Source organism: Methylophaga sp. F-2, from assembly GCF_056859315.1.
The window spans coordinates 702,783-714,603 of record NZ_JBSXOF010000019.1 but is presented as its reverse complement, the minus strand read 5'-3'; the positions used below and the strand labels follow the sequence as shown (position 1 = coordinate 714,603).

10 protein-coding genes and 1 riboswitch are annotated in these 11,821 nt (G+C 43.7%); of the genes, 9 read left to right on the top strand and 1 reads right to left on the bottom strand.

Features of this window, described 5'->3' with window-relative positions; translation table 11 throughout:
* Positions 1-33 precede the first annotated feature (33 nt).
* From AC13DA_RS12715 to AC13DA_RS12705, 3 genes are all read left to right on the top strand, one after another.
* Entirely contained in the window at positions 34-1,989 is a 1,956-nt protein-coding gene (locus AC13DA_RS12715) for an alpha-amylase family glycosyl hydrolase (RefSeq protein ID WP_007145427.1), read from the top strand.
* Positions 1,990-2,081: 92 nt separating this feature from the next.
* Positions 2,082-3,407: a DASH family cryptochrome gene (locus tag AC13DA_RS12710; protein ID WP_273181761.1), complete on the top strand. Its 1,326-nt coding sequence runs from the start codon at positions 2,082-2,084 to the stop codon at positions 3,405-3,407.
* Between the two features lie 90 nt (positions 3,408-3,497).
* On the top strand, positions 3,498-4,262 hold the full coding sequence (locus tag AC13DA_RS12705; protein ID WP_482945960.1) for a TIGR01458 family HAD-type hydrolase: 765 nt from the start codon (positions 3,498-3,500) through the stop codon (positions 4,260-4,262).
* On the opposite strand, the gene rimO is transcribed toward AC13DA_RS12705, so the two are convergent.
* Complete coding sequence (rimO, locus tag AC13DA_RS12700) at positions 4,259-5,569, bottom strand: 30S ribosomal protein S12 methylthiotransferase RimO (RefSeq protein ID WP_473797339.1); 1,311 nt, start codon at positions 5,567-5,569, stop codon at positions 4,259-4,261. The two genes, AC13DA_RS12705 and rimO, sit on opposite strands and share 4 nt — an antisense overlap.
* Before the next feature lie 217 nt (positions 5,570-5,786).
* Between rimO and AC13DA_RS12695 the strand changes: the two genes are divergently transcribed.
* The 6 genes from AC13DA_RS12695 (at position 5,787) to AC13DA_RS12670 (ending at position 11,816) form a co-directional block, all read left to right on the top strand.
* Complete coding sequence (locus AC13DA_RS12695; RefSeq protein ID WP_482945959.1) at positions 5,787-7,373, top strand: methyl-accepting chemotaxis protein; 1,587 nt, start codon at positions 5,787-5,789, stop codon at positions 7,371-7,373.
* A gap of 205 nt (positions 7,374-7,578) precedes the next feature.
* A riboswitch (guanidine-I (ykkC/yxkD leader) is annotated at positions 7,579-7,677 on the top strand.
* A gap of 56 nt (positions 7,678-7,733) precedes the next feature.
* Positions 7,734-8,801, top strand: coding sequence for a putative urea ABC transporter substrate-binding protein (locus tag AC13DA_RS12690; protein ID WP_473797344.1), 1,068 nt, complete (start codon positions 7,734-7,736; stop codon positions 8,799-8,801).
* A gap of 23 nt (positions 8,802-8,824) precedes the next feature.
* Positions 8,825-9,649, top strand: a complete 825-nt coding sequence (locus tag AC13DA_RS12685) for an ABC transporter permease (protein ID WP_007145421.1) — start codon at positions 8,825-8,827, stop codon at positions 9,647-9,649.
* Positions 9,646-10,425: an ABC transporter ATP-binding protein gene (locus AC13DA_RS12680; protein WP_482945958.1), complete on the top strand. Its 780-nt coding sequence runs from the start codon at positions 9,646-9,648 to the stop codon at positions 10,423-10,425. Before AC13DA_RS12685 ends, AC13DA_RS12680 begins: the two co-directional genes overlap by 4 nt.
* Entirely contained in the window at positions 10,422-11,159 is a 738-nt protein-coding gene (locus AC13DA_RS12675; protein WP_007145419.1) for an urea amidolyase associated protein UAAP1, read from the top strand. The genes AC13DA_RS12680 and AC13DA_RS12675 overlap by 4 nt, the downstream gene beginning before the upstream one ends.
* Positions 11,160-11,177: 18 nt before the next feature.
* Positions 11,178-11,816: an urea amidolyase associated protein UAAP2 gene (locus AC13DA_RS12670; protein ID WP_007145418.1), complete on the top strand. Its 639-nt coding sequence runs from the start codon at positions 11,178-11,180 to the stop codon at positions 11,814-11,816.
* Positions 11,817-11,821: the final 5 nt, after the last annotated feature.

Sequence of the window (11,821 nt, the reverse complement as noted above, 5' to 3'; positions counted from 1 at the left end):
CGCTTATTCAGAATAATTCAAACAAGGTTAAGCATGTACGAGCAGCAAGCCCACACATTGTTGAACGATATCCTCAATGAAATTGAGGCCGGTATTTCAAAGCAGGATTTACGCTATTTCTATACGCGTTTGGGGGCGAATTTTTACGCCATACATTCGTTATTTGAGCGTTTGTATGGGCATCGTGATGACTTCAAAGCCCAGTCGCAGAAATTAGTTGAAGCCATGGCATGGCAGTATATTCGCCGTCCGGAAGATTTACGTCAGAAAGATATTGAGCGTGAAGCCGACCATAACTGGTTTCTGAGTCAAAAATGGGTGGGCATGGCTCTCTACAGTCATGGCTTTGCCGGTAATTTGCAGGGCATGAAAACTCATCTGAATTATTTCCAGGAGCTGGGCGTTAACCTGGTGCATATCATGCCCATTATGCAATGTCCGAAAGGCAGCAGTGACGGTGGTTATGCAGTAAGCGATTTCCGCAAGATCGATGAGCGTGCCGGCAGTCTTAAAGACTTAAACGAACTCGCACGCAGCATGCATGAACGCGATATCTTACTGACGATGGATGTGGTACTTAATCACACCTCCGATGAACATGAGTGGGCGCAAAAAGCACGACAAGGTGAAACCAAGTATCAGGATTATTACTACACGTTCGAAAACCGCAATGTGCCTGATATGTTTGAGCAAAGCATGCCTGAAGTGTTTCCAGAAACATCACCGGGTAATTTTACCTGGGATGAGGAAATGCAACGTTGGGTGATGACGGTGTTTAATAGTTATCAATGGGATCTGAATTATTCCAATCCCTCTGTGTTTATTGAAATGCTCGACGTCATTTTGTTCTGGGCCAATCAAGGCGCTGATATTCTGCGTTTAGATGCGGTTGCCTTTCTTTGGAAAAAAATCGGTAGTACCTGCCAGAATGAACGTGAAGCTCACTTGATTTTGCAACTGCTCAAAGACTGTTGCCAGGTGGTTGCTCCCGGTGTTTTATATATTGCTGAAGCCATTGTGGCACCGGTTGAAGTCACCAAATACTTTGGTGAAGATGCGGTGATTGCTAAAGAGTGTGAGATTGCCTACAACGCGACCTATATGGCGTTAATGTGGGATGCCGTCGCCACAAAAAATACTAAATTACTTAATCAGGGCATTAAAAGCTTGCCAGTGAAACTGGAAAGAGCAACTTGGTTGAATTATATCCGTTGCCACGATGATATCGGTTTAGGTTTTGATGATCGTGATATTGAACTGGTTGGTTACCAACCGGCACAACATCGTAAGTTTTTGATTGATTATTACATGGGCCGTTTTGACCATTCACATGCCAGAGGCTTACCATTTGGTGAAAATGAGAAAACCGGGGATGCACGTATTTCAGGTTCATTAGCCTCACTGGTTGGACTGGAATATGCCTTGGAGCAGGGTGATCCACAAGCCATTGAAGACTCGATCAATATTATCTTGTTATTGCATAGTTTAATTATGTCTTTTGGTGGCATACCACTTCTATATTATGGGGATGAAGTGGGTACGACGAACGATATTTCCTACCTTGATGATCCCTACAAGAAAGGCGACTCACGTTGGGTGCATCGTCCTGTTATTAATTGGGATAAAGCCGATCTGCGAAATCAGCCCGGTCACCCACAATATGAAATATTTACCGCCTTAAAGCGCATGATTGCTGTTCGTAAAGAAATTGATGTGTTTGCTGATTTTAATAATCGGGAATTGATTGATGTAGGTAATGAGCATCTTTTTGTCTTCGAACGCTATTGCATTCAACAACAGCATCAACGGGTTCTGGTAGTGGCGAATTTCAATGGTAAACCCCAACATCTGAACTTAGATGAACTAGGTAGCTGGGGCAATCCTCAAAATGGGCAGCTTTATGATTTGTTTAGTGGCCAGCGCCCGGATTTGTTTAAAAATGCACTAGTCATACCCGCCTTTAGTTTTTATTGGCTACAAGAGAGTTAAGTTTATACATTCATTCATTTTATTAGCTTCACAAAATATCGACAATAAACAGTCTAGTTTCAGAGCTAGGGTATTGTTGCTTAGGAACAGAAATGTATAAAACCGGCTTGTACTGGCTTCAACATGATCTCCGTATTCATGATAATGCAGCGCTTCTTGAAGCAAGTTTAAATTGTGAACAGCTGATTTGTTTGTATTGTTTTGATCCTGCCTGGTTCAGACAAAGTCGTTTGAATGCAAGATCCATGGGCGTTGTGCGTCGTCAATTTCTCAATAAAACCCTGCATGATTTAGGAAAAGAATTAAAGAGTCGCGGGCAACGATTGATTGTAATGACAGCGGATCCCGTTTCGGCGATTTCTGTTCTGATAAAAAATCATGATATTGATGCAGTTTACCGCAGTCATCATGTAGGGGTTTTTGAAACCCGGCAGTGGCATCACCTTAAAGTCGATTTTCCTCGTACGCTATTTCATTCTGTTTGGACACATACTTTATTTCGTCCCGAACAATTACCCTTTTCGATAAATGATTTACCAGCAACATTTACGGATTTTAAAGAATGCTGCGAAGCTATTGCCATTGATAAACCCTTAGCTATGCCACAATGGTTAGCTCCTCCTGTAAAAGCGTTGACTGGCTTATCGCATCAAACTGAAACAGATTATGGCGAGTTAATAAAGGGCTTTGGTGGTGAAAAAACGGCACTCGATCATCTTGAGCAATACTTTTCATCTGATTTACCAGCAAATTATAAAACGGTAAGAAATGAACTGGATGGTTGGGAAAACTCAACAAAAATGTCGGCATGGTTAGCCTGTGGTGCATTATCGCCACGTAAGCTGGTAGCGCGATTGAAACGCTATGAGACTGAGAAAACGGCGAATGAATCCACGTATTGGATTTATTATGAGTTGCTGTGGCGTGAATATTTTCAGTGGTATGCCCAGCGTTATCAACATAAGTTATTCAAAGCAGAAGGGATAAATAAACAAAAAATATCTTGTTGTTTTTATCCTGAGCGTTATCAGAAATGGTGTAATGGCAATACGCCATACCCAATCGTGAATGCCTGTATGAAACAACTTAATCAAACGGGCTATATGTCTAATCGTGGTCGTCAGATTGTCGCCAGCTGTTTTGTCAATGAACTGCAATTAGACTGGCGCTTTGGTGCTGCCTACTTCGAACAGCAATTAATTGATTACGATGTCGCCTCTAACTGGGGCAACTGGCAGTATATTGCTGGAGTAGGGGCTGACCCCCGTGGTGGCCGTCATTTCAATCTGGACAAGCAAACAGCTACTTATGATGCAGAAGGTCACTTTATTCGACAATGGAAAGGCGAAGCGAATCCATACCCGCTTGATTCAGTTGATGCGGCGGACTGGCCGATCATGCCAAACAAGGATGAATAAATAACCTTATTCAGTCTGACTGCGTATTGAGTTCGTTTAAGAAGCATTGCATACTCAAATCACTGCTCGCATACAGTGGAGGCCATTGTGATGACTAAAGCAATTTTGTTTGATATCAGTGGTGTTTTGTATATTGATGGTCAGCCTATATCCGGTGCGGTAGAAATGATTATGATGCTGAGGCAGCACTCGGTCCCGATGCGCTTTGTAACGAATATTTCACGTTCAACCAGCCAGTCTGTGTTTGATGAACTTATTCGGATGGGTTTTGATATAAAGCCAGAGGAAGTATTCACGGCTCCGGTGGCTATGAAAAGCCTGTGCCAGGCGAAGGGGTATCGCCCGTTTTGTCTTATCCATCCTGATTTAATGCCCGAGTTTAGTGACTTAGATCAAAGCCGACCGAATGCCGTGATTGTCACCGATGCCGCAGATTTATTTAATTATGAACAATTAAATCATGCTTTCTCATTATTGATGGATGGCGCTGTGCTTCTTGGGATTGGACGTAACCGATATTTTAAAAGTGCTGGTCGTTTACAGCTGGATGCAGGGCCGTTTATTCAGGCACTGGAATATGCGGCAGATGTGAAAGCTCAGATCATTGGCAAACCCGATACCCGTTTTTTCCATGAGGCGGTATCATCGCTTAACGTCAGACCTGATGAAGTTTTAATGATTGGCGATGATGTGGCTGCAGATGTTATTGGTGCTATTGATGCAGGTCTGCAAGCTTGTTTAGTTCGGACAGGTAAGTTCTTACCTCAGGATGAAGCCGAGGCAAAAGCATCCAATGCCACGATTGCCGACTCAGTAGTTGAGGCGGTCAATCAGGCATTTGATTTAGATTTTTAGACGAGTTTTGCCCAGAGATCGTATTCATCAGCTTCTTCGAATTCGACATCAACGATATCACCGACTTTTAAGTGGGTGGCACCATCGATAAATACTTGGCCATCAATTTCTGGTGCATCTGCTTCACTGCGTCCGACAGCACCTTCTTCTACCACTTCATCAATGATAACCCGGCCTCTACGTCCCACTTTTAACTGAAGTCTGGCAGCACTGATTCCAGCCTGATGTGCCATAAAGCGGTCAAGACGTTCCTGTTTTACTTCTTCAGGAATTTGATCCGGTAACTCGTTTGCTGTGGCACCATCAACGGGCGAGTAAGCAAAAGCGCCGACACGATCAAGCTGTGCTTCAGTCAGAAAGTCGAGTAATTCCTGGAATTCTTCTTCTGTCTCACCTGGGAAACCGACGATAAAAGTACTTCGCAAGGTGATATCAGGACAAATCGCACGCCAGGCACGAATACGTTCCAGATTATTTTGTGATGATGCAGGTCGTTTCATCAATTTCAGTATGCGTGGGCTGGCATGCTGAAAAGGAATATCCAGATAAGGAAGAATTTTACCTTCAGCCATTAATGGCACCACATCATCAACATGTGGGTAGGGATATACGTAATGCATTCTTACCCAAACTCCCAGTTCCCCCAGGGCTTCGGCAAGGTCATAAAAACGCGTTGCACGCTCACGACCATTCCACTCATGAGTCTCATATTTCACATCTACACCATAGGCACTGGTGTCTTGAGAGATCACTAAAAGCTCTTTGACGCCAGCGTCAGCAAGGCGTTTTGCCTCAATCATGACATGATGAATCGGGCGGCTGACCAGATCGCCACGCATAGAAGGGATAATGCAGAAAGTACAGCGATGATTACAACCTTCAGAAATTTTCAGGTAAGCGTAGTGACGCGGAGTTAACTTGATTCCTTCAGGTGGAACCAGACTGACGAAAGGATCATGTTGGGGAGGCAAGTGTTTATGAACTGCGCTGACGACTTCTTCTAAGGCATGGGCGCCGGTAATTTCTAAAACCTGAGGATGTTTTTCGCGAATGGTGTTGTCACGGCTGCCAAGGCAACCCGTTACAATGACTTTGCCATTTTTAGCGATGGCTTCACCAATACTACCCAGAGATTCTTCAACAGCAGAATCAATAAAGCCACAGGTATTCACGACAACTAAGTCAGCATCATCATATGTTGGCGTAATGCTATACCCCTCTGAACGGAGCTTAGTGATGATTCGTTCGCTATCAACTAGGGCTTTTGGACATCCGAGGCTAACGAATCCAACTTGAGGTGCTTTCATGTGAGTTACCAATTATCAGAAAGAGGGTATTTTAAATAAACTTTATTGATATAGCTTGTATCACTTCAACTAATTTTAAAGAATAAAAATAAAAATACTTAATAACTCAGAATGTTACGCATTAAATTATTGTGAACACTTAAGTTACTTTGATGAGCTGCCGATATAGGTATACGCAATATGTATTTACCACTCATTTTTATCAGGGTGAAGCACAATGAAAAAAAATCTGCCAGTCACAGATAAAGAAATTACCTTCGATAATCCGCTGATTTCAACAACTGACCTCAAAGGCATCATAACGAGCTTTAACAGAGAGTTTGAGTACGTTAGTGGTTTTTCTGCTGATGAATTGATGAACGTGAATCACAATGTCATTCGTCATCCAGATATGCCACCGGCTGCATTTGCTGATCTCTGGTCTACCGTAAAATCGGGTAAACACTGGATGGGGATGGTCAAAAATCGAACAAAGACTGGCGATTTTTACTGGGTAGATGCGTATGTCACGCCAATTTTTGATGGCGATAAAGTAATTGGCTATGAGTCTGTTCGTAGTAAACCCAAAAAACAAGAGATTAAGCGTGCACAACAGCTTTATAAACAAATTAACGAGGGTAAGAAGCCTAAACTCGGTAACGTCTTCACACGACTGTCTCTAAAAAATAAAACCACATTATCAGTGGTGCTCAGTAGTATTGTGGCCAGCGTTGTAAATCAAATCAGTACCATTCAACAATTGCCCTTTTATCTGCCAGTGGTTATTGCGGTATTAGGTGGCCTGGCATCGTTTCTGTTACTCAAAAATTGGGTCTTTGCATCACTGGATAGAGCCATAAAAGAAGCTAATGATGAGGTCAATAATCCCCTGATGGGTATGGTGTATACCGGTGCTGATGATGAAGTTGCTCAACTGGTGTTAGTGAATAAACTGCTGCAGGCCAGACTGAATACTATTTTGGTCAGAATGAAAGATTCTGCTGGCAGCATTGATAAGTCGGCCGGCGATACCTATCAGTCTCAACAATCAATTATGGAATCGATTAATTCTCAGGCATCACAAACTGAGCAAGTGGCGACAGCCATGACGGAAATGTCTTCCACAATTCAGGAGCTGGCACGTAACGCCAGTCTGGCCTCTCAGTCAGCGAATCAGGTTGATGACTTAACCCAACAAAGCATGACTAAATCTGAAACCGCCGTGAAAGGCTTAACCAGTTTAGATAGGGCTTTTGATACTATCAGTGACTATATTAAAACGCTGGAATCGGACTCCAGTGCGATTAATCCTATCGTAGATGTGATTAGTAACATTGCAGAGCAAACCAATCTACTGGCGTTAAATGCGGCGATTGAGGCTGCAAGAGCAGGTGACCATGGTAGGGGATTTGCTGTTGTCGCTGATGAGGTGCGTTCATTGGCGACACGAACCCAGGAATCAACCCAAGAAATTTCAAACCTTATTTCAAAACTGGATAGCTCTGTCGTCAAAGTGGTGAAAGGTATGGAAACGACAAAAGATACTGCCTCCTCAAGCCGTCAGGATATTCAAGGGTCTATTGACTCTGTGAGCTCTATTAAAGAGAGTGTGGAGAAACTGAATGAGCTTAACACCTTGATTGCGACTGCCGTTGAAGAGCAGAGTGCAGTGAGTGAAGACATTAATAAGAATGTAGTCAGAATTAGCTCTGATGCCGAAATGGTGGTGAGCAATGCTAATAAGGTAAATGTACACGCTGAAAATCTGGCGCAGGAATCACAAAATCTACTGAATATGATTACCCGTTTTTCATCTCGCTTATAGGTCAGGTGAGTCTGTTATGCACCATTACGGTGAGCCTGAGAATAGGGTTGTGCCATTATGGTGCGGCTTGTTAGGTAGATATAAACTTAGCTTGAACTGCTAAGTTTATGATCAAACATTAATTATTCTGATTGTAGTTAAACTGGCACGGTATCTGCGTTACAAGTTCTAAGTGCTGAGGTGGTTTACCAACTACTGTCGACTAAAATAAGGTTTCTAGGGTTCCGATCAACGATGATGTCTGGACCGAGAGTAACCGACCTTCACAGTGAAGGTTACACGGAGGGATAAAAGCCCGGGAGATTGTTTTTTGTAAAACATCTCTTGCACCGTGTTTCTAACTAACTGTGAGGTAACTTCATGAAGTTCTCCATTCTTCGTTTTTTCAGCTTCTTGCTGCTTTCTTTCTCTCTCCTTATCGTTCCCTTCTCAGCGAATGCTGAACAAAAAGATAAATTCAGTATTGCCTGGACTATTTATGCAGGCTGGATGCCGTGGGACTATGCGGCGAATGCGGGCATTGTAAAAAAGTGGGCGGACAAATACGGTATCGAAATTGACGTAGTTCAAATCAATGACTACGTTGAATCCATCAACCAATATACGGCTGGGCAGTTTGATGGTTGCACCATGACGAATATGGATGCGCTCACTATTCCTGCTGCGGGTGGTGTCGACTCTACCGCATTAATTCTTGGTGATTTTTCTAATGGGAACGATGGCATTGTCCTGAAGGGCGAAGGTAAAACCCTGAAAGACATTGAGGGCCAAAACGTTAATCTGGTTGAGCTGTCTGTTTCTCATTATTTATTAGCTCGTGCTCTAGATACCATTGGTTTGAGTGAGCGTGATGTCAGAGTCGTGAATACTTCAGATGCCGATTTGGTAGCCGTGTTTAACGCAGACGACGTGACTTCTACCGTCACTTGGAATCCACTGTTATCTGAAGTGGCTGCCATGCCTAATACCTCAAAAGTATTCGATTCTTCTCAAATTCCTGGCGAAATCATCGATATGTTAGTGGTCAACACTGACACCCTGAAAGATAACCCTGATTTTGGTAAAGCCTTAACCGGTGCCTGGTATGAAATCATGGCGCGTATGGCGGCTAAAGATACCGATGCGCTGACCTTTATGGCTAAAGCCTCAGGCACTGATTTGCCGGGTTATGAAGCACAATTGGCTGCGACCAATATGTTCTATGTAGCAAAAGATGCCGTGGCCTTTGCTCAAAGCAAACAACTGCCTGAAACCATGAAGTATGTGAGTGAGTTTTCATTCGAGCATGGTTTATTAGGTGAAGGTGCGATGGATGCTGGCTTTATTGGTATTGCTTATCCAGATGGCACTGTAGTCGGTAACTCAGCGAACGTTAAGCTGCGTTTTGATTCGTCTTTCATGTCTATGGCGGCTGACGGTTCTCTGTAACCGTCATTTGCCAGAGAATTATTATGAAACGACTTATCAATCAACAGCCGAGTAACGCTGGGAAATGGTTATTAGGTGCTTTACCTTTTATCCTGATTTTACTGGCTTATCTGGTGGCATCGAATGAGCGCTTAGCGGTGAATCCTAATGATAAGCTGATGCCTTCCTTCGAAGCCTTTGGTCATGCCATTCATATGATGGCATTTGAACCCAGTAAACGTACTGGTGAATACCTGTTATGGGCCGATACGCTGGCCAGTTTGCAACGGCTGGGGATTGGCGTTGGTATCAGTGCGCTTATCAGTCTTATCGTTGGAATTCTGATTGGGATTATTCCTCTACTGCGTGCCAGTTTTGCACCAGTGGTCACCGTTATATCTCTGGTACCACCATTAGCGATTTTACCTATCTTGTTTATCATTTTTGGTTTAGGTGAAGTCGCCAAAATTACGCTTATTGTGCTGGGTATCACCCCATTTTTGATTCGTGATGTGCAATTACGTGTCATGGCGTTACCTGAAGAATTGATCATCAAAGCACAAACATTAGGCGCCTCAACCTGGCAATTGATTGTACGAGTAGTCTTACCTCAGGTATTACCAAAACTGATTGATGCAGTGCGTTTAAGTCTGGGGGCGGCCTGGTTATTTTTAATTGCCGCAGAAGCCATCTCGGCAACAGAAGGGCTTGGTTATCGTATCTTTCTGGTCAGACGTTATCTGGCGATGGATGTGATTTTGCCCTATGTATTGTGGATTACCTTATTGGCCTTTCTGACTGATTATCTATTACGTCGTTTGTCCTTATATGCCTTCCCGTGGCAGCAGACTGAGGGAGGGGCTAAATGAACAATATCGAGCTGAAAAAATTATGGAAAGAGTACGGCGATAATGTCGTTCTTGAGAATATCAATCTGACGGTGAGAGCAGGCGAGTTTATAACTCTGGTGGGCGCATCAGGCTGTGGTAAAACCACATTTCTGAAAATGCTGCTGGGAACCGAGAAACCCTCTCGAGGTGAATTATTACTGGATGGTGATCCCATCCGTGATGAGCCCGATGCTGACCGGGGTATTGTCTTCCAGCGTTACTCTGTTTTCCCTCATCTTAATGTGATTGAAAATGTCATGTTGGGTGTGGAGTTTGGTCAGTCCAGATTATTGGGCAGATGTTTTGGCAGCAAGCGACGACAGGTTCGTGAGCAAGCCCAGGAAATGCTTGAATTGGTTGGGTTGGGGCATGTGGCGAATCAATATCCGACATCACTATCTGGCGGTATGCAGCAACGGCTGGCCATTGCGCAGGCCTTAATTAAACAACCGAAAGTATTATTGCTGGATGAGCCGTTTGGTGCGCTTGATCCAGGCATTCGTTCTGATATGCATGCCTTGATTTTAGATATCTGGCAAAAAACCGGCATCACCATTTTCATGATTACCCATGACTTACCCGAAGGCTTTTATCTGGGAACACGCTTATTAGTGTTTGATAAACACCGTCAAGACCCAGATAACCCAAACCGTTATGGGGCCTCTATTACCTTTGATATTCCGGTGGGTGATACACGCAAATCCACTTTAGAAGACATTTCAAACACGATGAAACAAAAGCAGGAAACACCATGAGTGATAAACAAAACGATCTGATATATGAGGATACATTGCCTGGTGGCACGCATTGGTCAATGTTAGTAAGAAAAGGGACGACACTGCGGCTGATTGATAACGAAGGTGGCGCTAATGTCGGTATGTTGTTTTATAACCCGATGAATAAACTGGAGCGTTATAACGCGCCGGATACCTTGAAATGTCAGCATACCTTTAAGCTGACCAAAGGCCATTGTTTGTACTCAGATATGGGGCATGTGTTTTGTTCCATTATCGATGACACCGTTGGCTGGCACGATACCGTTGGCGGCAATCTCACCACGGACAATATGAAAAAACGCTGGGGTGACAGAAGTTATCAGGAAGCCGGTAATGACTGGACCTTAAGCGGCGAGCATGCTTTTTTGGTTGAGCTGGCTAAATATGGCTTAAACCGTCGTGATATGGCAGCCAATCTCAACTTATTCAGCCAGGTCAAAACCGACGCTGAAGGCAATATGCAGTTTGTTGAAAACAACAGCAAAGCGGGTGACTTCATCGATTTACGCTTTGAAATGGATACCTTGGTGTTATTCCACACCTGTCCACACCCGATGAATACAGCCGATGCCTATCCTAAACATGCTGTCACCTATCAATTAAGAAAATCTGCTCCGGTGACGGAAGATGACGAGTGTTTGAATCACTGCGCTGAAAACCAGCGTGGTTTTGACAATAACCGTCTATACCATCAATGCGGTCATCACCATTAATGAGCAAAGGATAACGTTGTGATTAAAGAAAGTAACCTAAACCCTGAACAAGCCAGCTACCGTGAAGAAGTGTTAGCAGGTGATTACTGGATGCATGAACTGAAAGCGGGTCAAACACTGCGTATTGTCGATTTATATGGTAATCAGGCCGCTGATACTTTGTTTTACAGTTTAGCGGATCCCAGTGAGCGCTATAGTGCGATTGATACCCTTCGTGAGCAAGGTAATGTCTACCTTACTGCTGGCACAACATTGTTGTCGAATCTTGGCAGACCCATGTTAGAGATCACTGCTGATACTTGTGGACGCCACGATACGCTGGGCGGTGCCTGTGCAACAGAATCCAACACCGTGCGTTATTCGCTGGAGAAAAAAACCATGCACGCATGCCGTGATAGCTGGATGCTAGCGGTAGCCGAAAACGAGCACTTTGGTGTAAGTAAGCGTGATATCACTCATAACATTAACTTTTTTATGAATGTGCCTGTGACTGAAGACGGCCATTTGACCTTTGCAGATGGTATTTCTGAAGCGGGTAAATATGTGGAAATGACAGCAAAAATGGATGTGATTGTGTTGATCTCTAACTGTCCGCAATTAAATAACCCATGTAATGCTTATAACCCGACACCGGTTGAAGTGGTGATCTGGGGGTAATACGG

Excerpts from the sequence above, each read along its gene's own strand:
- AC13DA_RS12715 (WP_007145427.1), top strand. The coding sequence starts at position 34 with ATGTACGAGCAGCAAGCCCACACATTGTTGAACGATATCCTCAATGAA.
- AC13DA_RS12710 (WP_273181761.1), top strand. The coding sequence starts at position 2,082 with ATGTATAAAACCGGCTTGTACTGGCTTCAACATGATCTCCGTATTCAT.
- AC13DA_RS12705 (WP_482945960.1), top strand. The coding sequence starts at position 3,498 with ATGACTAAAGCAATTTTGTTTGATATCAGTGGTGTTTTGTATATTGAT.
- rimO (WP_473797339.1), bottom strand. The coding sequence starts at position 5,569 with ATGAAAGCACCTCAAGTTGGATTCGTTAGCCTCGGATGTCCAAAAGCC.
- AC13DA_RS12695 (WP_482945959.1), top strand. The coding sequence starts at position 5,787 with ATGAAAAAAAATCTGCCAGTCACAGATAAAGAAATTACCTTCGATAAT.
- AC13DA_RS12690 (WP_473797344.1), top strand. The coding sequence starts at position 7,734 with ATGAAGTTCTCCATTCTTCGTTTTTTCAGCTTCTTGCTGCTTTCTTTC.
- AC13DA_RS12685 (WP_007145421.1), top strand. The coding sequence starts at position 8,825 with ATGAAACGACTTATCAATCAACAGCCGAGTAACGCTGGGAAATGGTTA.
- AC13DA_RS12680 (WP_482945958.1), top strand. The coding sequence starts at position 9,646 with ATGAACAATATCGAGCTGAAAAAATTATGGAAAGAGTACGGCGATAAT.
- AC13DA_RS12675 (WP_007145419.1), top strand. The coding sequence starts at position 10,422 with ATGAGTGATAAACAAAACGATCTGATATATGAGGATACATTGCCTGGT.